We start from the raw sequence: 21,701 nt of genomic DNA on the forward strand, positions 1-21,701 counted from the left end.
CCCCGGGGCGAGAGCCTCGGTGGGGGCCTGCCGGTGATCCGGTAGGCCCCCACCTGTCTGTGTGCAGCCCGGCACCTGTCGGCAGTGCCCTCGGCAGCGCCGTGCCTGACCGTGCCCGTCGCCCGCCCGCGGGCGAGATGCGTCGCATGAGGCGGGCACCAAGAGCCGACCATGGTCCCTGCCCGGGCTCGTCCAGGGACCATGGTCCAGCACAGTCCAGCCCGAGCCGGTAGTCTGGCGGTGTCTCGCACGGGCGCGCGGCCTTCCCCGCCCTGCGCGCCGGTGGGCCCGAGCCACGGCGATGTACGCTTGTTTCATACCGCTGCAAGAATCTTGCAGTCGGCGAACCTGCTGCCTCATGAGGAAAGAAGCCATGACACAGAACCTGGTCACGAGCGTGCCCGCGCAGGTGCGCGCCGTCTCCGGTCGCCCCGCCGCCGCTGCCACCCCCATGGAGGTCTGGCAGGGCCTGTCCGCCGCCGTCATCGACGCCATCGCCGAGGACTGGTACGCCACCCAGCAGAAGTACCGCGCCGGGCGCATGGAGCACTACTTCTCCGCCGAGTTCCTCATGGGCCGCGCCCTGCTCAACAACCTCACCAACCTCGGACTGGTCCAGGAGGCCGGCCAGGCCGTCGAGGCCTTCGGCATCAACCTCACCGACGTCCTGGAGCAGGAGCCCGACGCCGCCCTGGGCAACGGCGGCCTGGGCCGCCTGGCCGCCTGCTTCCTGGACTCCTGCGCCACCCTGGACCTGCCCGTGACCGGCTACGGCATCCTCTACCGCTACGGCCTGTTCAAGCAGCTGTTCAACGACGGCTTCCAGACCGAGCACCCCGACCCCTGGATGGAGGAGGGCTACCCCTTCGTCATCCGCCACGAGGAGGACCAGCGCCTGGTGCGCTACCAGGACATGACGGTGCGCGCCGTTCCCTACGACATGCCCATCACCGGCTACGGCACCAAGAACGTGGGCACCCTGCGACTGTGGAAGGCCGAGCCGGTCGAGGAGTTCGACTACGACGCCTTCAACTCCCAGCGCTTCACCGACGCCATTGTCGAGCGCGAGCGCATCTCCGACATCTCCCGGGTCCTCTACCCCAATGACACCACCTATGAGGGCAAGGTCCTGCGGGTGCGCCAGCAGTACTTCTTCTGCTCGGCCTCCCTGCAGGAGATCGTGGACAACTACGTGCAGGTCCACGGCACCGATCTGCGCGGCTTCGCCGACTTCAACGCCGTCCAGCTCAACGACACCCACCCGGTCCTGGCCATCCCCGAGCTCATGCGCCTGCTCATGGACGTCCACCACCTGGGCTGGGAGGAGGCCTGGTCGGTGGTGACCCGCACCTTCGCCTACACCAACCACACGGTGCTGGCCGAGGCCCTGGAGACCTGGGAGATCTCCATCTTCGAGCGCCTCTTCCCGCGCATCATGGAGATCGTGCGCGAGATCGACCGCCGCTTCCGCGCCGAGATGGCCGACCGCGGCATCGAGCAGTCCGTCATCGACTACATGGCCCCCATCAGTGGCGACAAGGTCCGCATGGCCTGGATCGCCTGCTACGCCTCCTACTCCATCAACGGCGTGGCGGCGCTGCACACCGAGATCATCAAGCGCGAGACCCTCAAGGACTGGCACGCGATCTGGCCCGAGCGCTTCAACAACAAGACCAACGGGGTCACCCCCCGCCGCTGGCTGCGCCAGTGCAACCCGCGCCTGTCGGCCCTCCTGGACGAGGTCACCGGCTCCGACGCCTGGGTCAAAGACCTGTCGGTGCTGGCGGACTACACCGATGCCGCCGACGACGCCGTCCTGGACCGCCTCACCCGGGTCAAGCAGGCCAACAAGAAGGACTTCGCGGCCTGGGTCAAGGACCGCGAGGGCATCGAGATCGACCCCGAGGCGATCTTCGACGTCCAGATCAAGCGCCTCCACGAGTACAAGCGCCAACTGCTCAACGCCATCTACATCCTGGACCTCTACTTCCGCATGAAGGAGAACCCGGGCATGGAGGTGCCCCCGCGCGTGTTCATCTTCGGGGCCAAGGCCGCCCCCGGCTACATCCGGGCCAAGGGCGTCATCAAGCTCATCAACGCCGTGGCCGAGCTGGTCAACAACGACCCGGTGGTCTCCAAGACCCTCAAGGTCGTCTTCATCCACAACTACAACGTCTCCCCCGCCGAGCACATCATCCCCGCCGCCGACGTCTCCGAGCAGATCTCGATGGCGGGCAAGGAGGCCTCGGGCACCTCCAACATGAAGTTCATGATGAACGGCGCCCTGACCCTGGGCACCCTCGACGGCGCCAATGTGGAGATCCTGGAGGCCGTGGGCCACGACAACGCCTACATCTTCGGGGCCACCGAGGACGAGCTGCCCGAGCTGCGCCGCACCTACAACCCCCGGACCGCCTACGAGACGGTGCCCGGGCTCAAGCGGGTCCTGGACGCCTTCACCGACGGCACCCTGGACGACAACGGCTCGGGCTGGTTCGCCGACCTGCGCCGCAGCCTCCTGGAGGACTCCTACGAGCCCGCCGACGTCTACTACGTCCTGGGTGACTTCGAGGCCTACCGGAGCGCCAAGGACGCCATGGCCGCCGACTACGCCGACCAGCGCGCCTGGGCCCGCAAGGCCTGGGTGAACATCACCCGCTCGGGACGCTTCTCCTCCGACCGCACCATCGACGACTACGCGCGCGAGGTGTGGAAGATCGAGCCGGCCCCCGTCGGCTGACCCCGACCCCGCAGTGCCCCGGCGGCTGAGCGGCAGCCGCCGGGGATGCGCAAGGGCCGTGGCGCGATCCGCGCCACGGCCCTTCGCCGTGCCAGCGGCCTGCGCCGCCCCCTCAGCCCGCAGTGCAGGTGGCGCAGCGCGGCTGGCCAAGGGTCAGTGCAGGCCAGTACAGGTCAGTACAGATCAGTACAGGATGGTGGCGAGCATGCGGCGCACCCGGGCGACCTCGGGGGAGCCGGAGCCCACGATGTCGAAGAGCTCGAGCAGGCGCAGGCGCGCGGTCTCGCGCTCCTCGCCCGTGTGGGAGCGCACGGCCTCCAGGGCCCGCACCAGGGCGGCATTGGCGTCCCCCAGGGCCAGGGCGGCGTCGGCCCCGGCCAGGGCCGCCTGGAGGTCCTGGGGCGCGGCATCGGCGGCCGCCAGGGCCGCGGCGGGGTCCACGCCGTCGGTGCGGGCCAGGAAGCGGACCTGGCTGCGGGCCGCCTTGAGCTGGTCATCGCCCGGGGACTGCTTGATGGCGCGGTCGTAGACCTCCTCGGCGGCCGCATAGTCGCCGGCCTCGATGGCCTGCCGGGCCGCCTTCTCGACCTCGCTCTCCTCCTCGGGCGGCTCGGCCTCCTCAGTGCCGTCGACGGCGATCGTGCCGGTGACCCCGTTACTGGCGGCGAGCTGGAGCAGCTGGTCGATGACGCGGCGCAGCTCCTCCTCGGGCGCCGTGCCCTGGAAGATCGGGACGGGCTGGCCGGCCAGCAGCGCCATGACGGCGGGCACGGCCTGGGCCTGGAGGGCCTGGGCCACCTCGGGTGCGGCGTCGACGTCGATGCGGCCCAGCTGGAAGCGCCCGCCGTACTCCTGGGCCAGGCGCTCCAGAAGCGCGACCAGATCGGTGGCGGCCTGGCTGCGGGGGCTGTGCAGGACCAGGAGCACCGGCACCTGCGTGCTGATCTCCGCCACATCCCTGAGCGTGGTGGCATCGACCTCCACGATGAGCGGGGCGGGCAGGCCACCCGAGGCACCCGCCCCGGCGGCCCCGACCCCGGGGGCGCCGGGACGGCCGCCCGGCGTCGCTGCGCCCCCGCCCGGCGCGGTGGAGGGGGCGAGGGTGGACAGGTCGACGGCACCGAACATGCTCATGGATGACGGCCTTCCTCGGGCTGGGCCCGTTGACGGTTGTGCGGAATCTCTGCGGGTGGGTCGCCCCCGCGGCCCGGCGGCCGCGATCAGCGGGTGGGGGTGGCGGTGGGCGTGGGCGCCTGGGAGTCGTCGCGCTCGACCTTGGCCAGGATGGTCTCCGCGCCCAGGACCACCGTAGTGGTGGAGCCGTTGGCGTCCCCGCCCTCCGGCGGGATGGAGAAGGCGACCATGGCCTCGTAGGTGGCCGTCACGGTGCCCACCACCTCCTTGTTATCCCCCAGCATGGCGCCGATATCGCTTTGAAGTGTGAGGCTGCCGCCGTCGACCGTCTTCTTGAAGGTGCTGGTGTAGGTCAGCGTGGTCATCACGATGGCCCCACCGTCGTCGGTGCGCAGGCCCAAGAACCCGTCCGATCCGGCGGCCGCCGTGACCGTGACCTCGCCGGTGGGGCTGACGTCGACGGAGCGCTGAGCGGCGACCTGCTGGCGCACCGGGTCGTCGGCGAAGGCCTTGCCGTTGTCGCCCTCGGGGTTGTTGAGCGCATCGACATAGGCGTCAAGAGCCGCCTGGGGGGTGACCACCAGGCCCTCGCTGTCGGCCACGACCTGCTCGGTGCCCGACAGGGGTGAGTCGATCGCGGGGACGTTGACCGATGGGAAGAGCTGGACCCAGGCCCACAGCTGGAAGTTGTCCCGCGCGCTGTTCTGGCGCAGCGCCATGAGGAAGGGGGCGACCTTCTCCGCCGGCGCATCGGTGACATTGATGGCCACGCGCGGGAAGTCCAGGGTCACACCCGCCGAGCTGGTCTGGCTGGTGGTGGCGGGCAGCACCTGGATATGCGCGTCGTCCTTGGTGGCGGTCGCCAGGGCGTACTCGGCGGTGCGCACGCGCACGGCGGGCCCCTCCGCGTAGCCGGCCAGCAGCTCGGGCTTCTTCTCCGCATCGGCCGCATCCATACCGGTCTTGATGCGCTCCAGGACCGCGGTGAGCTTCTCGGGGCTGAGCACGGACTCGGCCGCGGCGCTGCCGGTGGCCGTCGGCGTGGTCACGGAGGGCTTGTTCTGGGAGCAGGCGGCCAGGGTCAGGGACAGTGCGGAGACGGTCCCTCCGGCCAGGAAGGCTCGACGGCTGGTCATCAGAGGCGCTCCTCGGTGGTGGGGTTGTTGGTTGACACGGGTACGGCGTTGGCCGCCCTGATCTCCTCCTCGGAGACCCGGTAGTCCTCGACCTGCGATCCGGCCTCGGCGGCCCCACGAGGAGCTGCCTGCGTCCCCGGGGCCCCGGCGGCCTGCCCGGCCTCAGCAGTGTGCGCCGTCGGCGTGGCCGGTGCGGCTCCCTGCCCGGGGACCGCAGGGGCGCCGGCGGCCGGGTCGCCCATGGCTGCCCCCGCCCTGAGGTAGGGGTTGGCGGGAGCGTCCGCGCCGGCCGCATCGGCGGGCTGCCCGACGGCGGGGGCGGGCGGCTCCAGGCCACCCGCAGGGTCGGCAGCGGCAGCGGGCCAGCCCGGTCCGGCCTGCCCGCCGGGGCCCGCCCAGGCGTCCTGGGTCGTGCCCGGCATCGCCGGCACCGACGGCGTCACCGGGGCCTCGGGGTAGGCGGGGGCGGCGGGCTGCTCGGGCACGGCCAGGCCGGGGCGAGCGGCGGTGGCGTGGTCGGAGCCGGACAGGGGTGCGTCGAATGCGGCCGGGGCGGCGGGCTCGGCAGCGGCCTGCGGGGCCTGGGGCTCACCCCAGCTCTGCTGGACCTGACCGGCCCAGTCCGGAAGGGCGTGCTGACCCGACTGGACCTGTCCCCAGCCCTGCTCGGCCACGGCGTCCTGCGGGACGGCCGCCCCTGCCGCTGCGGCGGGGTCCGCCGGGGCCTGGTGATCCAGGCCCTGGCCCCAGGAGGCGGGCCCCTGCTGGTCCCAGGCCTGCGCGCCTGCCTGCTGCCACGGGTCGGCGACGGGCTGATGCTGCGGGCCGGTGGCGCCGGTGAAGGCCTGGGTGGCCTCCAGGCCCGTCTCGGATGCGGGCTGCATGCCGACGTCCGAGATCCCTGCGCTCTGGATATCGACGCCCTGGACGCCGGTGCCCTGGTCGGCTGCGGGCCATGGGGCGGCGAAGCGGGAGTGGTCCGGCGCCTGACCGGCGGCTTGGGACGGGTCGCCGGGGATCTCATCGTTGTAGGCGGGGACCTCTGCGGTACTGGCGTCCATACCGCCGGTGGGGCTCACGGAGAAGGCCGGCTGCCCGCCCAGGTCGCGGGTGGCGCGGTGCGCCTGGGTGGTGGCCTCATCCAGCCCGGGCAGGACCGCGGATCCGCGCGCCGCGCCGACGTCGTCGATGGGGCGGCCCGGCACGGCGGCAGGCTGCCACCGGCCCTGGGCGTCCTGCGCCTCCTGGCCCGGCAGGCCCGCGGGGGCCGCGGGTACGTCGGGGACCTCGACGCCGTCGCGATGGACGCGCCCGGTGCGCGGGTCGATCCACTCCTCACCCATCTTCTCGGCCCGCTCCTTGTCGCGCAGCTCGCGACGGGTCAGCTGCCGGTCGGGGTCGTCGAGCTGGGGGATGCTGGCGGTGGCCACGCCGTCGGCCTGGGCCACGCGCGCGGCCCGCTCGGCGGCGCGCGTACGGCGCTGGGCGTCGGCGTGACGCATCTGGATGTCGATGAGGAAGAGGAAGACGCCCACGAGCACCAGCAGGCCGCCCACGACCAGGAAGGCGTAGAAGTACCAGGGGGTCTCCACGGTCCGCGGCCAGCTCAGCGTCAGGCTCGGGGCGCTGGCGGTGCCATCGGTCACGGCCATGATGACGACCTGCGCGTCGGCGGCGGACTGCTCGAAGGTCACCGAGCCCGAGCCGGTGTGCTCGGTGATCCACAGGTCGGAGTCGGCGGGGTTGGCGCCGGAGGGCTCGCGCGGCGTGCAGCCGCCCTCGCCCTGGGCCGCCTGCCCGGAGGCGTCGGCGGAGGCACCGGCGTCGGCCTCGCACTTCTCCGTGACCTCGGTGGACTCCAGGGAGGAGGCGTCACCCGACAGCCCGGTGACGGACACGTAGGGGTCGGTGGCCAGCCAGGCCTGGACGTCGGCGGCGCGGGCGACGATGACGCGTACCTCCTGCCCGCCCTCGGCGGTGGCGGTCACCGTGACATCAGAGCCGATAGTGCCCAGGACCCCGGGCTCGGTGATGACGTAGGGCTGGTTCGGGCTCTGCGCAAGAGAGGCCTCGACCGTCGAGCTGGGCTTCCAGATGGTGGCGGAGCACACGGCCAGGGCAATGGCAACCAGCCCGAGGACGGTCACGATCGCGCTCAAGATACGTCTCACGACGCGGATCTCCTATGTTCGCGGACATGGGCGCCGACCCTGGGCGGACCCCGGGTCGAAGTCATTCAGTGCGCCGAGGCGCATCCGAGCAACCAGAATCGCATGAGCAGCAGCCGATGACCGTCAGGACGGGACAAGATCACAGACCTGCACGCGCTGAGCGAAGTCTCCTGTGCGGCGGTCGTTGAATCGGGTACCTCCGCGGATGGTGCACGATTGTGCGCGTTTCTACACCCCTGCGGGCTTTTCCGTCTTTTGACACGCTGCCCGGAGGGCCCCTGTCTCGCTACGCTTGCCCAGGTGGCGGTGACCCTGACCGCCCAGCAGGAGGAGGAACACGTGTCCGAGGAGCACAGTGAGTTCGCGGTCGTCCGGAAGGGCTATGACCGGCCCCAGGTTGACCAGCGGCTCGATACCCTGAATCGGCAGCTCGCCGATGCCCGCCGTGAGGTGGCCAGCCTCGACCAGCGGGCGATGACGCTCGCCGGCGAGCTGGCCGACGCCCAGCGCCGGCTGCGCGAGGCCGACAAGCCCACCTACGCGGGCCTGGGCTCGCGCATCGAGCAGCTGCTGCGCAGCGCCGAGGAGCAGAGCGCCTCGGTGCTGTCCAAGGCCAATGCGGAGGCCGATGCGCTGCTGACCCGCACCCGCACCAATGCCAAGAACCTCTCCGAGCGCTCCGCCTCCGAGGCGGCCACGCTGCTCTCGGAGGCCCGGCGCGAGGCCAGTGATCTGCGCACGCGCTCGGAGAGCGAGGCCGCCACCACCCTGGCCAACGCCGAGGCGCGCGCCCAGGAGCTGGTGGCCTCCGCCGAGCGCAAGGCCGCCCAGCTCGCCGCCGACTCCGAGGCCGCCGCCACCGAGCTGCGCGCCTCGGCCGAGCGCGAGTCCGCCCTGGTGCTCTCCCAGGCCCGCAAGCAGGCCGCCGAGATCGCCATCTCCTCGGAGCGCGACGCCACCGCGAACCGGGACGCCGCCGTGGCCGAGGCCGATGAGCTGCGCAGCTCCTCGGCGGCCACCGCTGAGGAGATCCTCTCCGACGCCAAGCAGGAGGCCGAGCTCACCCTGGGCAAGGCCCGCCGTGAGGCCGATGAGATCCTCACCGCCGCGCGCACCGAGTCCGAGGCGCTGCGGCGCACGGCCTCCGACGAGGCCGCCGCCGCGCGCGCCGAGGCCACCGAGCTGCGCCAGCAGGCCACCCTGGAGATCGCCGCGGCCCACGAGGCGGCGGCCCAGGAGGACTCCGATGCCCACGAGGCCACCAAGGAGCGCATCAAGGAGATGCAGGCCCAGGCCCAGATCCAGGCCGAGGAGGCCGAGGCCCGCCTGCAGGAGGCCCTGGCCCGCGCCGAGGAGGTGCGCGCCCGCACCGACTCCGAGACCCGAGCCAAGCAGGAGGACGCCCTGGCCCAGGCCGAGGAGACCCTGGCCCAGGCCCGGGTGGAGGCCGAGCAGATCGTCTCCGATGCGCGCGCCGACGCTGATATCGCCGCCGCGGTGGCCAACCGTCAGCTGGAGGAGCTCGAGCGCCAGCGCGACTCGGTGGCCAGCTACCTGGAGGAGATGCGCGGCGTCCTGGGCGGCGTGCTCCCCCAGGCCCCCGTTCTCCACCCGCTGGCGACCCTGGAGCCCGCGGACGCGGATGAGGCTGCCGGGGACGACCAGGCGGACTCCGACTCCGCTAGCGCCGATGAGGTCATCGAGGCCCCCGCCCCCTCGGCCTCCTCCTACGGCTCCGCCCCGTCCCCCGAGCCCAGTGACCCCACGGAGGCGATCCAGACCGTTCCCGCGCCCCGGCCGCCGCGCCCGCCGCGCCAGGGCAAGTCGCGCCGGCGCTGATCGCCCGGCTCGACACGGCTCCGGCTCCTGCATGACGGCGCCCAGCACTCCCCCGGTGCTGGGCGCCGTCGTCGTCCCTCCCTCCCGGGCACCCCGACCGGCCCGGGTGCCACTGAACGGCCCGGCCGTGCCTCCTCCCCCGCTTTCCCGTGCCGGCCCTCCGCGCCCGGCCGGGGCCGGGCGCGCCGACGTCCTACGATGGTGCGGATCGCAGCCGTGAGAGGGGAGCGCCCAGTGAGCAGTCAGGAGCAGCCGGGCCGCAGCCAGGCCGGTGAGGACGGGCCCTGCCCCGACCAGGGGCCGGCGCAGGAGCGGGACTGGGCCCAGGAGCGCCGTCGGGCGGCCGCTGAGCGCGCCCGCATGCTCCAGGAGCGGCAGGCCGCCGAGGAGGCCCGGGCGGCCCGGATCGTGGCGCTGTTCCTGACTGTGGCCCGCGATGAGGGGCTGGAGCCGGTCGAGCTGCGGGCCAGGGGCTACCGGGGCGGCACGGCCCGTACCGGCCTGCGCGGCTGGTACCTGCGCGGGGACCGGACGGTGGCCCTGGGCGAGGACGGCGGCTTCTACGTGCTGTCCATGCCGCTCGGAGCCCGGCAGCGGCTTCTGGGGGCGCGCCCGGTGCGCGAGCCGGTTCCGATGACCATCGGCGAGGGCGGGCGCGACGGGGATATCGTCCCGCTGCGCTTCGCCCTGGACCGCCTCCTGCCGGGCTGGGAGGAGCGCAGCCCCGAGCCGCTGGTGTGAGGACCGGGCCCAGGCCGCCCTTTGGCTACCTGGTGGACGACCTGGTGCTGCCGAGCATGGGAAGACCCTCGTCGGATCGACGCCTCCACTGCCGGCGCAGAGCAATCTCGCCGCCGATGGCGCCGACGACGAAGAGAATCATGACAAGGGCGTATGTGATCGTCCCGAGCGCCAAGGCATCCCCCACAAAGGCTGCGGCATTCATGAGGCCACCGATCGCCAGCCCCACGATACAGGCGAATCTCATGCGCAGAAGAAATCGATTCACGAGCACCCCCTGGCGCCGTACTCGACCTCACTGACTGTGAGCCAGTAGTGGATCTTGATGCGGATCAACTTTCTGACATCGACAGCCTCCCCCCTGGCGGGAGCATTGTCAACACCACCACGCCCCCGATGCTCAGCCAACAAACCACAACCACCCCATTACCCGTTGACGAACCGAGGATCCCCACACATGTCAGCAACCCCACCCTCAGCGATTCAAGACACAAGACATCAGAAGCTACCACATGTAGAATTCCACGAACTTGCCTCTCGTTTCATGACGACATCCCGGCACGCCACCTTCCTGAGATGTCACTTGATATTACCTGACTAATGAGGGTTATTCAGAGAGGAGTTGATCGTATGCGTTTGCCCAGGTCAGAGGGTGTACGCTCCAGCTCCTGAATAACCTTCAATGAACTGAAAGGTCTCCATGACATCCCTGGCAATGGGGTGGGGAAGGTGATCGACAGGCCGAGGCAGTAGCCCGGCAACGCTGCTGATCATCTGGGTCGTTGCGCCCACCCCCGGTCCCGTGGTTTCGACCTTCAGGACGCGTGAGCGTGCCGGTGACTCTTCCGGGGCCTGCCGCGTTGAACCGGAGCTAGCGCCACAGGCCGCGCTCCCAGCAGGAGGTGTGCCAGTGCCGCCGCTCCTCCAGGCCCCGGTCGGCGCCGAAGAGCGACTCATTGGACCAGGCCACCACATGCGGGGTGCCGGCCGGGATGAGGCGGTGGCAGCCCGGGCAGGTGTAGGCCTTGTCCCCACCGTGCAGGTGGCGCACGGTGAAGGCCGCGCCGCCCGGGCCGCGCTGGGTGCGCGGGACGGAGGCGAGGCGGTCCATGTTCAGGGGCACATGCCCCCGCCCGTAGGGTCGCTTGGAGCTGCGGCGTGCCATGGCCCGATCACATCATGAGCGGGCCGGCGCCCCCAAGCCCGGGCCCGCCGCGGGGCCGGGGCCGGGCGGCAGCCGGCTCAGCCCTTGACGCTGCCGGCCATGAGGCCGCCCACGAAGTACTTGCCCAGCAGGATGTAGACGATGAGCGTGGGCACCGAGGCGATGAGCGCCCCGGACATCGATGCCCCGTAGTCGGCCATGATCGAGCCGTGCGCCAGGTTGTTCAGCGCCAGGGTCACAGGGCCGGACTGGGCCCCTCCGCCGAAGAACAGGGCGAAGAGGAAGTCGTTCCAGGCCGAGGTGAACTGCCAGATGAGCACCACCACGAAACTGGGCACCGAGATCGGCAGGACCACCGAGGCGTAGGTGCGCAGCATGCCGGCGCCGTCGACCCGCGCGGCCTCGATGAGCTCCTCGGGCATCGTCTCGTAGTAGTTGCGGAAGATCAGGGTGGTGATGGGGATCCCGTAGACCACGTGCATGAGGATGAGGGTGTGGATGCCGAAGCCGATATCAGCACTGGTCACCAGGCGCATGAGGGGGATCATCACCGCCTGGTAGGGGATGAACATCCCGAACAGGATGAGGGTGAAGACCAGGTTGGCCCCGGGGAAGCGCCACTTGGACAGCACGAAGCCGTTGGCGCTGCCCAGGATCGCGGAGATCAGCGAGGAGGGGATGACCAGCATGAGGGAGCGCAGCAGCCCCCCGGACAGCTCGTTCCAGGCATTGGCCCAGTTCCGCAGGGTCCAGGTCTCGGGCAGGAACCAGGTGCGCGAGGGATCGGCCTCGACACTGCCCTTGAAGGACGTCACCAGCAGCACGTAGACGGGGATGAGCACGAAGACGACCGAGGCCAGGAGCAGCACGTAGCGCAGGCCCCTGCTCCACGGCGATCCGGCCATCAAGGACGCCCGGCGCCGGGAGGCGGCCGCGGCGGGGATCGGCTCAGCAGTACGAGGCGCGGTCATCGGGGTCACCTCCGTCCCTTGGCGTCATGGATGAGATAGGGCACGACCGCGATCGCGACCAGGACCAGCAGGATGGTGCCGACGGCGGCGGCGTTGGAGTAGTCGTTGTCGGTCATGAAGTTGAACATGTCGATCGCCGGCACCTTGGTGGAATAGGTGCGCTGATCGGTGATGGACATGATGAGGTCGAAGGATTTGAGGGACATGTGGCCGATGATGATGACGGCGCTCAGGGCGATCGGGGTGAGCTGGGGGAAGATGATGGAGCGGTAGAGCTGCCACTCACTGGCGCCGTCGACACGGGCGGCCTCGCGCAGGTCCTCGGGGATGCCGCGGAAGCCTGCCAGGAACAGTGCCATGACGTAGCCCGCCAGCTGCCAGATCGCCGGCAGGGCGATGGCCAGGATCCCCACCGTGGTGCTCTGGGTCCACGAGTTCTCCAGGAAGCGCAGCCCCAGCATCTCGAAGAGCCGGTTGAGCCCGGAGGCCTGCTCCCCCTGGGCGGAGTTGAGCAGCCACCGCCACACCACGCCCGAGGCCACGAAGGACACCGCCATGGGGAACAGGAAGATCGAGCGGAACACGCCCTCGCCCTTGAGGGGCCGGTCCAGGAGCCAGGCCCACAGGAAGCCCAGCACGAGGGTCCCGGCCAGGAAAGCCACGGTGAACAGGATGAGATTGAGGAAGGAGTGCTGGAAGTCGGGGTCCCTGAACAGAGCGATGAAGTTCTCCAGGCCCACGGGGCTGGAGCCCTTGCGCCCGGAGACCTGGCCGGCGGTATGCATGTCCAGCACGGAGGTGTTGATATTGACCCCGATCATCCCGTAGACGAACACGCCCACGAGAACCAGTGATGGGGAGATGAGCAGGAGCCCCGGCCCCCACTGCTGCCAGTTGGTCCGACGACGTCCCCGGCGCGGCTTGGCGCCCATGGTCTTCCTTCCCGGCCCGCATGAGCGATGCAGGTCTTGCACGTCACGGGCCGCGCACCCCGGCCCCGAGGCGGCCTATCGCCGCGGAGCGCTGCCGCGGCCTGCTGCTCCTGCTGCCGGCACGAGTCCGGAGCCGGGGCGGGACCGGGGTGCGCGGTCCCGCCCCAGCGGGCGCTCGGCGGGCCGTGACGGAGCATCCACGGCCCGCCGAGGGTTCAGGAGGCCACAGCGTCGTAGGCGGCCTTGAGATCGGCCTGGAGGGTGGCGATGTCGGAGGCGCCCTGGGCGAACTTCGTCAGGGCGTCGTTCATCGCGTTGGAGGCCTTGGCCGGCAGGGCGGCGCCGTGGGCGATGGAGGACACGATGGTGTCGGAGGCGAAGGAGTCCATCGCCGAGCGCTGGTAGTCGGAGAAGGCCGCCCGGTCCTCATCACTGAGGTCGGTGCGCGCCGGGATGGAGCCCTTGACGGTGTTGAAGGCGATCTGGCCCTCCTTGGAGGAGATGCAGTTGAGCCAGTTCTTCGCCCCGCCGGGGTGGGCGGCGCCGTCGGGCAGGGTGAAGGAGTCGGCCAGGAAGTCGAAGACGCCGTCGGTCCCGGGCACCGGAAAGTGGACGTAGTCGGTGCCGGCCTTGAGCCCGGCGGCGTCGAAGGCGGCCACCGCCCAGTCGCCCATGACATTGAAGGCGGCCTTGCCGTCCATGATCGGTTTCATGGCCGGCTCCCAGTCCTCGGTGTAGAGCGAGGTGTCGGTCAGGGCGACGATCCTGCGGTAGTGCTCCAGGGCCTTGGCGACCTCGGGGCCCGCCCAGTCGGTGCTGCCGTCGAAGAGCCCGCTGTAGGCCTTGTGGCCCAGGTCGGCGATGAGGACCGTCTCGAGCAGCTGGAGCTGGGTCCAGGCCATGCCCATGGTGATGGGGGTCAGGCCCGCCTCCTTGACCTTCTCCATATCGGCGATCCATGCCTCGATATCGGCCGCGGGCTTGGCCGGGTCCAGCCCGGCGGCCTTGAGGGCGGAGACCGAGGCCCACACGACATTGGCGCGGTGGATGTTGGAGGGCACGGAGTAGATGGCGCCCTCGGCGTCGGTCAGGCGGTCCATGAGGGTGGCGGGGAAGGCGTCCTTGAGCCCGAACTCCTCGTAGAGGCTGGAGACGTCGGTGAGGTAGCCGGCCTCGATGTCGTCCTTGAGCTCGGCACCGGCGTGGGCCTGGTAGGTGTCCGGCGGGTTGGAGGCGGCCAGGTCCGCGGCGAGCTTCTGCTTGGCCTGGCTGCCGGCGCCGCCGGAGACGGCCTTGTTCTCGAAGGCGGTGTCCGGGAACTGCTCCTCGAAGACCGCCACCAGGGCGTCCAGGCCGAGCTTCTCACTGCCCGCGGACCACCAGGTGACGACGTCGACCTTGCTGGCATCGCCCTCGCCCGCCGGCGCCCCGGACTGGGAGCCGGAGTCCTGGGTGCCCGTCGTGCCGCACGCGGCCAGGGTGGCGGCGATGGCAGTGGCGCCGAGCCCGGCGAGGGCAGTGCGCCGGGAGAGGGTGAGGGTGGGACGCATGGGTCTGCTCCTTAGAAACATCGTTGTTCCAGGGCTGCCGCCTCGTTGCGGGAGCCGGGCCAGGGCAGTCATCTGACCTCTGGAAGGAGACTATACCGAAGTTGACGGACAGACAAGTCTTTCCATCACGATCAATCACGTAACGTCATGCCGTCGGCGGCGCCACCAGGCCCCGGGGTCTCCCACACGCCCTGCGCACCGCGCACCGCCGCCGCGTGCCCGGCAGGCGCGAGGAGGTCCTACCGCGCCTGAAGCCCCCGCCCCGGGATCGGGGCGGGGGCTTCAGGCGCTGCGGGGTCAGCGGGCTCAGATGAGGCCCATGGAGGCCACGGCCTCCTTCTCCTCGACGAGCTCGGCGGCCGAGGCGTCGATCTTGCCGCGGGAGAACTCGTCGATCTCCAGGCCCTCGACGATCTTCCACTCCCCGCCCACGGAGGTGCAGGGGAAGGAGGAGATGATGCCCTCGGGCACGCCGTAGGAGCCGTCGGACATGACCGAGGAGGAGGTCCAGGAGCCGGAGACCCCCAGCACCCAGTCGTGGACGTGGTCGATGGCGGCCGAGGCGGCCGAGGCGGCCGAGGAGGCGCCCCGGGCCTCGATGATGGCGGCGCCGCGCTTGGCCACGGTGGGGATGAAGTCCTCCTCCACCCAGGCCCGGTCGGCCAGGATCTCGGGGATGGGAGCGCCCTTGATGGTGGCCTGGGTCAGGTCGGGGTACTGGGTGGTGGAGTGGTTGCCCCACACGGTGACCTTGTCGATGTCCGAGACGTGGACCCCGGCCTTGGTGGCCAGCTGGGCCAGGGCACGGTTGTGGTCCAGGCGCGTCATGGCGGTGAAGCGGGAGGCGGGGATGTCCGGGGCATGGGAGGCAGCAATGAGCGCATTGGTGTTGGCGGGGTTGCCCACGACCAGGACCTTGATGTCCTGGGCGGCGCCGGCGTTGAGGGCCTCGCCCTGGGGGCCGAAGATGCCGCCGTTGGCCGAGAGCAGGTCGGAGCGCTCCATCCCGGCCTTGCGCGGCATCGAGCCCACGAGGAAGGCGATGTTGGCGCCCTCGAAGGCGGCCTTGGGGTCATCGAAGATGTCCACGCTGCCCAGGGTGGGGAAGGCGGAGTCGAACAGCTCCATGGCGGTGCCCTCGGCGGCCTTGACCGCCTGGGGGATCTCCAGCAGGCGCAGGTTGACGCGCTGGTCGGCGCCCAGCAGCGCGCCGGAGGCGATGCGGAAGAGCAGCGCGTAGCCGATGTTGCCGGCGGCACCGGTGACGGTGATGTTGACAGGGGCATTGGCCATGAAAGACTCCTTCGGGACGATCGTCGTCACGGGCCACGCGAGCAGCCCACGGTCCAACGCTATGACGCCGATGGGTGCGTCACACAGCCCGCCGGCGTTTCGTGACCCTCACCACGCCAGGAGAGAGCACGCCCCTGACCGGCCCGGGCCGATCATCATCCAGCCGACGCCATCGATCCACCACCGTCCAGCCAATGCCGTCCGTGCAACACCGCCGAGGCGGCACCACCAGCACGAACCAGTCATGACTCATCCGATCCAGCACCCCCACCAGCCGGCCCCGAGCCCCGCTCCGGAGCCCGGGCCGCGGCGCCCACCGCGGGCCCCTGGCCCCGCCCTCGCCTCACCGCACGGGCGGCGCGCCAATGCGGCCACCTTCACCCTGAGCATCCTGGGCGCCCTGGCTGGGGGCTGGGCGCTCATCACCACCGGGCGGGCCCTGGGGGCACTGGTGGCGGGGCAGGCCGCGGGCGAGCACCTGGTGATCGCCGCCGTGGCGGCCCTCATCAGCGCCGTCTGCCAGACGGGGGCTCAGCTGGTCTCACGCTCCAGCGCCACCCGGGAGGAGGCGCATCTGCGGCGCCTGACCCTCACCCACCTGCTGGCCCTGGGGCCGGCGCACACCGTGGAGGCCCGCAGCGGCTCCACGGTCTCCCTGCTCACCGACGGCGCCGAGCGGGTGGCCCTGTACCGCCAGACCTTCCTGGCGCCCACTGCGGCCGCCGCCGTGGCCCCGCTCCTGGTCCTGGCCGAGCTGGCGGTGGCCGCCGACGCCGTGACCGCCCTGGTCCTGGCGGCCGCCATCGTCGTCGTCCCCGCAGCCATCGCCCTGCTGCACCGCCGGCTGCGGGCCTCCTCCTCCCAGTCGCGCCGGGCCCGTATGCGCCTGGCGGCGGACTACCTCGACGCCATCCAGGGGCTGAGCACCCTCAGGATCTCGCGCGCCGCCGAGCGCACGGCCCAGCGCCTGCGCGCCCGGGGCGAGGAGAACCGCCGCGCAATCATGCGGGTGCTGGCGGGCAATCAGATCGTCATCCTGGTCACCGACGGCCTGTTCTCCCTGTGCCTCATCACGGTGGCGGCCGGGCTGGCACTGGCGCGCATGGGCCAGGGAGCCATCACCGCCGCCGACGCCCTGGCCATCATCCTGACCTCCTACGTGCTCCTGGAGCCCCTGGACCATGTGGGCGCCTTCTTCTACGTGGGCATGGGCGGGATGGCCAATCAGCGGGCGCTGCGCCGCATCCTGGCGCGCCCCCTGCCCGGCGCCCCCACTGCCTCCCCGGCCGCGGATCCTCCGGTCGCCGTCTCCCCGGCCTCCAGCATCCCTCCGGCCTCCGCCGCTTCTCCGGCCTCGGCAGTCTCGGCGGCCCCATCGGCCCATGCCCGTCGTCCCGGCTCCCAGTGCGCCGGCGCGGGCGGAGCGGAGGATGAGGTGGTGCTCGACGGCCTCTGGGCCGCCTGGGACCCGCAGGCTCCGCCGGTCCTGCGCGGGGTGGACCTGCGGGTGCGCCGCGGCGAGCACCTGGCCGTCGTCGGGGCCTCCGGGGCGGGCAAGTCCACGCTTCTGGCCGTGCTGGCCGGCGACCTCATCCCCAGCGGCGGGAGGGCGTGGGTCCATGGCACCGAGCTGCGCCCCACCGCCCAGGAGCAGGTGCGCGCGGCCAGTTCCCTGGTCGCCCAGAGCACGTGGCTGTTCACCGGCACCATCGCCGAGAACCTGCGACTGGCCCGCCCCGGGGCCAGCACTGAGCAGATGTGGCGGGCCCTGGAGGAGGTGGGCCTGGCCCCTCAGGTGCGCCTCATGCCCCAGGGCCTGGACACGAGCGTGGGCGAGGCGGGGATGGGGCTCTCGGGCGGACAGGCCCAGCGCCTGTCACTGGCGCGCGCGGTCCTGGCCGACCGGCCCCTGCTGCTGCTCGATGAGCCCACCAGCCAGGTGGACCTGGCCAGTGAGGCGGCCATCACCCGGGCCCTGCAGCGCCTCGCCCGGGACCGCACCGTCATCACGGTCTCCCACCGCCCCGGCGCCCTGGTGCGGGCCGACCGCACGGTCAGAGTCGTCGATGGCCGCCTGGTCGAGGACGGCGCCCCGCCCAGCGGCCAGGCCCCGCCCGGGGAGGACCGCCCCATCGACCGCAGTACCCAGGAGGTGCACCCATGAGCGCCACCACCACTCCCCCGGCTCGCCGGAGTCCCCTGCCCGGTGGCGCCCGGGAGGTCTCGGAGCTGCCGGCCCCACCCCCGCGCAGGGTGCTGGCGGGCTGGCTGGTGCGGGTGACCCGGCCCGTCCTGGCCCCGCTGCTGGGATCGACAGCCTGCCGCCTGGCCTCCCTACTGGTGGGGGTGGGCATGTTCGCCCTGGGGGCCTCGGCGGTGGCCGCCCATGGGATCGCCCTGGCGCAGGGGCGACCGCTCAGCGGGCTGTGGCCGGTGGTGGCCGCCATGGCGGTCATGGCCCTGGTCAAGGCCGCCCTGCGCTACGGCGAGCAGCTCCTGGGCCACCTGGTGGCCTTCCGGGCCCTGGAGCTACTGCGCGCGGAGGTCTTCGCCTCCTTCATCCCCCGCTCCCCGCGGCTGTCCCCGGCCTGGCACTCCGCCCAGCTGCTCACCCGCGCGACCAAGGACATCGACCGCATCGAGGTCCTCTTCGCCCACACCCTGGCGCCCGTCGTGTGCGCCGTCGTGGGGCCGCTCATGGTGGTGGGCGCCATCGGGGCGATGGTCTCCTGGCCGGTGGCGGGCGCCGCCCTGGGACTCCTGGCCCTCCAGCTGCTCGTGGTCCCGGTCCTGGGCACGACGGCCTCGCTGGGGGCTGCCCGGGCGGGGGCGGCCGGGCGGGCGGCGCTGGTCCAGCATGTCACCGACACGGTCCAGGGCATGCCCGAGGTGGTGGGCTACGGCCGCACCGCCGCGCGCCTGGAGGAGATGGGCGGTCTCGACGACGCCGTGGCACGGACCCTGGCACCCTCTGCCCGATGGGCGGCGGTGCGCCGCGGTGCGGGCGCGCTGCTGGGGCTGGCCGGTCCGGTGGCCGTCGTCGCCGTGGGCGCTGGTGGCGTCTCTGCCGGGCAGGTGAGCGCTGTGGCCCTGGCGGGGGCCGCCGCCGCGGTGCTCAGGCTGAGCGGCACAGTGCGCGGGGTTGAGGAGCTGGCGGCCTCCCTCAGCGCCTCGCTGGCCTCGGCCGAGCGCGTCTGGCAGGTGGTGCACGCCCCCCTGCCCCAGGCCGAAGGAGGAGTCGAGCTGGAGCCCGGCGTGAGCCATGGGCTGGAGTGGCGCGAGGTGGACTACACCTACCCGGGCTCCTCGGCCCCCGCCCTGCGGGGCGTCAGCATCCGGGCGCGGGCCGGGCAGTGGACCTGCATCGTGGGCGCCTCGGGCTCGGGGAAGTCCACGCTGGCGCACCTGGCGCTGCGCTTCGACGACCCGCAGGCCGGGAGCATCCTCATCGACGGCACGGATGTGCGCGGGCTGCGGGTCGAGAGCCTGTACGGGCAGGTCGGCCTGGTCTCCCAGCGCATCCACCTCTTCCGGGCCCCGGTGGCCGACAACGTTCGCCTAGCGGCGCCCTCGGCCAGTGACGCGCAGGTGGAGCAGGCCTGCCGAGTCGCCGGCATCCATGAGGAGGTCATGGCTCTGCCAGGGGGCTACGGGAGCCTCGTGGGTGAGCGGGGCCAGTCCCTGTCCGGGGGCCAGCGCCAGCGCCTGGCCCTGGCGCGGGTGCTGCTGGCACGGCCCTCGGTCCTCATCCTCGATGAGTTCACCTCCCACCTGGACCCGGCCCTGGATGCGACGGTGCGCGAGGCGGTGCGCCGCCATCTGGCCGGGGCGACGGTCGTTGAGATCACCCACCGCCTGCAGTGGTCGACCCAGGCCGATCACGTCGTCGTCCTGGATGCGGGGCGGGTGGTGCAGGAGGGCGACCCGGCCGCGCTCCTCCAGGCCGATGGCCCCCTGCGCACCCTGGCCGCCCGCTAGCGCTCCTGGGCTCTGTCGGTGCCCGCGGCCTGGGCGGAGGCCGCCAGGTCCTCGGGGCTGACCACGCCCTCGACGCTGACGCGGTCGAGGTAGGCCATGCCGTCGAAGGCGAGCTCGCGGGCGTTCTCGGGGTCTCCCTCGGCACCGATGCGCCCGCCGGCGAGGCGATCGACCACCAGGGCGATCGCGCCGTCGCCGGTGACATTGGTGGCCGTGCCGAAGGAGTCCAGGGCGATGTAGGTGGCGATCATGAGGGCCACCTGGTCGTCGTTGAAGCCCAGCATGGAGGACAGCAGACCGGTGGCCGCCACGATCGCGCCGCCGGGAACACCCGGGGCGGCCACCATGGTGATGCCCAGCATGAAGATGAAGCCGAACCACTGCACGGGGGTGACGACCAGGCCCTGGGTCAGGACGATGGCGAAGGCGAAGGCGAAGATCTTGGAGGTCGAGCCCGCCAGGTGGATGGTGGCGCACAGGGGCACGGTGAAGGAGGCCACGGCGTCGGACACGCCGTTCTTCTTGGCCTGGCGCAGGGTCACCGGGATGGTGGCCGCCGATGAGGAGGTGCCCAGCGCGGTGACGTAGGCCGGGAGCATGGTGATGATGGCCCGCAGCGGGTTCCTGCCCGAGATGAGCCCCGCCACGAGGTACTGGGAGGCCAGGATGACGACCTCCAGCACCAGCACCACGACGACGACGTTGAGCAGGGTGCGCATGATCTGCCAGGCCTCGCCGGTGTAGGTGAGGTTGAGGAAGATCCCGAAGATGTGCAGGGGCAGGAGGGGGACGATGATCCGCTCGATGAGGCTGGTGATGATGGCGCGGAACTCGATGAAGCCCTTGCGCAGGACGCCTCGCGGCACCATGGACAGGCCGATGCCCAGGAGGAAGGACAGCAGCAGGGCCGTCATGACCTCCACCGCGGGCGGCATCTCGACGGTGAAGTAGCTCGACAGCGCACTGCCCGGCTCCTCGACGCCGGACAGGGCGCCGTGCCCGATGAGGCGGGGCAGGACCGCGGTGCACACCAGGTAGGTCAGTGCGCCCGCGAAGATGGTCGAGCCGTAGGCGATGGCCGCGCAGATCCCCAGCCACTTGCCCGCCCCGCGCCCCAGGTCGGCGATCGCGGGGGTGACCAGGCCGATGATGATGAGCGGGATGGAGAAGGTGAGGAACTGGCTGAACAGGTCGGAGAAGGTGGCGAAGACATTGCCCACCGCCGTTGGAATGAGGTGGCGATCGCCGATCCTGATCGAGCCCAGCAGCAGTGCCAGGACGATGGCCAGGACGACCCAGGTGAGCATGCCGCCGGGGACCTGGGAGAAGAAGGAGCGGGAGCTGCGCTCGCCCACGGGAGCCTGTGACATGAGCGTGCCTTTCCGTATGTCAGGCAGACGACTGCGGAGCGCCGTCAAGGATAGGGACAGCCTGCCATATCGATCACCATTCGGTCGCCCCCCAACCACGAAGTGGATCCCGGGCCGCCTGTGCGCTGCGGTGGCGCTGCGGCTCCCACCGGCACTCCCCCGCACTCACATGAGGCGGGGCAGGTCCACGTTGGGTGAGAGCAGGAGGATGAGGAGTGCGAGGCCCACACCGAAGACGACATCGAAGACGCGCCCGCGCGCCGCGATCCAGGAGCCGTCGGGGCGCTGGAGGCGCACAAGGGCCAGGGCCAGGAGTCCGACGGCCAGCCACAGCACGGCCAGGCGCTGGTAGCCCAGGAGGCTGAGGGCCGGTACGGCGGCCAGTCCCAGGGCCACGACAACAACGCCGACAGTGCGGTAGGACTGATGGCGTGCGGACCGCTGCGGCTCCTCCTGGCTCACGGCGGCAGTCTAGTTGTACTTCCCCGGCAGGTGGTGAGGTCAATCGGGTAGTGGTCCCCTCCTGGTTCGGGGTGGTCCAGGGTGCGGGCCGGGGAGGGCGGCAGGGCCGCCGTTGGGCGTCGTTTCGCGGAAAGGGCGTCACTTGGCGGAATGGACGTCACCTACAAGGTAGGTCCATTCCGCCAAGTGACGCACCTGTTGCGCGGACGCCTGCAGATG

At 71.5% G+C, this 21,701-nt stretch carries 16 protein-coding genes; 5 read left to right on the plus strand and 11 right to left on the minus strand.

Features of this window, described 5'->3' with window-relative positions; all coding sequences use genetic code 11:
* Positions 1–373 precede the first annotated feature (373 nt).
* Positions 374–2,740, plus strand: a complete 2,367-nt coding sequence (locus MANAM107_RS01685) for a glycogen/starch/alpha-glucan phosphorylase (RefSeq protein ID WP_223910296.1) — start codon at positions 374–376, stop codon at positions 2,738–2,740.
* A 183-nt stretch (positions 2,741–2,923) separates the two neighbouring features.
* On the opposite strand, the gene MANAM107_RS01690 is transcribed toward MANAM107_RS01685, so the two are convergent.
* The 3 genes from MANAM107_RS01690 to MANAM107_RS01700 form a co-directional block, all read right to left on the minus strand.
* Positions 2,924–3,874 (minus strand): tetratricopeptide repeat protein, encoded by a 951-nt coding sequence (locus MANAM107_RS01690; protein WP_223910299.1) that lies wholly within the window; start codon positions 3,872–3,874, stop codon positions 2,924–2,926.
* An 86-nt stretch (positions 3,875–3,960) separates the two neighbouring features.
* Complete coding sequence (locus MANAM107_RS01695; RefSeq protein ID WP_306548224.1) at positions 3,961–5,010, minus strand: DUF8094 domain-containing protein; 1,050 nt, start codon at positions 5,008–5,010, stop codon at positions 3,961–3,963.
* Positions 5,010–7,181, minus strand: a complete 2,172-nt coding sequence (locus tag MANAM107_RS01700; RefSeq protein WP_223910302.1) for a hypothetical protein — start codon at positions 7,179–7,181, stop codon at positions 5,010–5,012. The genes MANAM107_RS01695 and MANAM107_RS01700 overlap by 1 nt, the downstream gene beginning before the upstream one ends.
* Positions 7,182–7,520: 339 nt before the next feature.
* Here MANAM107_RS01700 and MANAM107_RS01705 point away from each other — a divergent pair, with 339 nt between their 5' ends.
* Complete coding sequence (locus tag MANAM107_RS01705; protein WP_223912721.1) at positions 7,521–9,020, plus strand: hypothetical protein; 1,500 nt, start codon at positions 7,521–7,523, stop codon at positions 9,018–9,020.
* A gap of 234 nt (positions 9,021–9,254) precedes the next feature.
* On the plus strand, positions 9,255–9,761 hold the full coding sequence (locus MANAM107_RS01710; protein WP_223910305.1) for a hypothetical protein: 507 nt from the start codon (positions 9,255–9,257) through the stop codon (positions 9,759–9,761).
* A gap of 25 nt (positions 9,762–9,786) precedes the next feature.
* On the opposite strand, the gene MANAM107_RS01715 is transcribed toward MANAM107_RS01710, so the two are convergent.
* From MANAM107_RS01715 to MANAM107_RS01740, 6 genes are all read right to left on the minus strand, one after another.
* Positions 9,787–10,029, minus strand: coding sequence for a hypothetical protein (locus MANAM107_RS01715; protein ID WP_223910308.1), 243 nt, complete (start codon positions 10,027–10,029; stop codon positions 9,787–9,789).
* 603 nt (positions 10,030–10,632) lie between these two features.
* Positions 10,633–10,926 carry an Rv1322 family protein gene (locus tag MANAM107_RS01720; protein ID WP_223910310.1) on the minus strand — a complete coding sequence of 98 codons (294 nt, stop codon included), beginning with the start codon at positions 10,924–10,926 and terminating at the stop codon, positions 10,633–10,635.
* A gap of 77 nt (positions 10,927–11,003) precedes the next feature.
* Positions 11,004–11,831 (minus strand): carbohydrate ABC transporter permease, encoded by an 828-nt coding sequence (locus MANAM107_RS01725; RefSeq protein WP_223912725.1) that lies wholly within the window; start codon positions 11,829–11,831, stop codon positions 11,004–11,006.
* A 71-nt stretch (positions 11,832–11,902) separates the two neighbouring features.
* On the minus strand, positions 11,903–12,829 hold the full coding sequence (locus tag MANAM107_RS01730) for a carbohydrate ABC transporter permease (RefSeq protein WP_223910313.1): 927 nt from the start codon (positions 12,827–12,829) through the stop codon (positions 11,903–11,905).
* 215 nt (positions 12,830–13,044) lie between these two features.
* Positions 13,045–14,379, minus strand: coding sequence for an ABC transporter substrate-binding protein (locus tag MANAM107_RS01735; protein ID WP_223910316.1), 1,335 nt, complete (start codon positions 14,377–14,379; stop codon positions 13,045–13,047).
* A gap of 306 nt (positions 14,380–14,685) precedes the next feature.
* On the minus strand, positions 14,686–15,672 hold the full coding sequence (locus MANAM107_RS01740; RefSeq protein WP_179900034.1) for a malate dehydrogenase: 987 nt from the start codon (positions 15,670–15,672) through the stop codon (positions 14,686–14,688).
* 244 nt (positions 15,673–15,916) lie between these two features.
* On the opposite strand from MANAM107_RS01740, the gene MANAM107_RS01745 reads away from it, so the two are divergent.
* The gene (locus MANAM107_RS01745; protein ID WP_223910319.1) at positions 15,917–17,836 is read left to right on the plus strand and encodes an ATP-binding cassette domain-containing protein; all 1,920 of its coding nucleotides are present in this window, start codon (positions 15,917–15,919) and stop codon (positions 17,834–17,836) included.
* Positions 17,833–19,650 carry an ABC transporter ATP-binding protein gene (locus MANAM107_RS01750; protein ID WP_223910322.1) on the plus strand — a complete coding sequence of 606 codons (1,818 nt, stop codon included), beginning with the start codon at positions 17,833–17,835 and terminating at the stop codon, positions 19,648–19,650. The genes MANAM107_RS01745 and MANAM107_RS01750 overlap by 4 nt, the downstream gene beginning before the upstream one ends.
* Here the strand turns inward: MANAM107_RS01750 and MANAM107_RS01755 are convergent.
* A complete protein-coding gene (locus MANAM107_RS01755) occupies positions 19,647–20,957 on the minus strand; it encodes a dicarboxylate/amino acid:cation symporter (protein WP_223912728.1) in 1,311 nt (436 codons plus the stop codon). The two genes, MANAM107_RS01750 and MANAM107_RS01755, sit on opposite strands and share 4 nt — an antisense overlap.
* A gap of 228 nt (positions 20,958–21,185) precedes the next feature.
* Positions 21,186–21,482 (minus strand): DUF3017 domain-containing protein, encoded by a 297-nt coding sequence (locus MANAM107_RS01760; RefSeq protein WP_223910325.1) that lies wholly within the window; start codon positions 21,480–21,482, stop codon positions 21,186–21,188.
* Positions 21,483–21,701 lie beyond the last annotated feature (219 nt).

The sequence above is a fragment of the Actinomyces capricornis genome (assembly GCF_019974135.1).
GTDB lineage: Bacteria > Actinomycetota > Actinomycetes > Actinomycetales > Actinomycetaceae > Actinomyces > Actinomyces capricornis.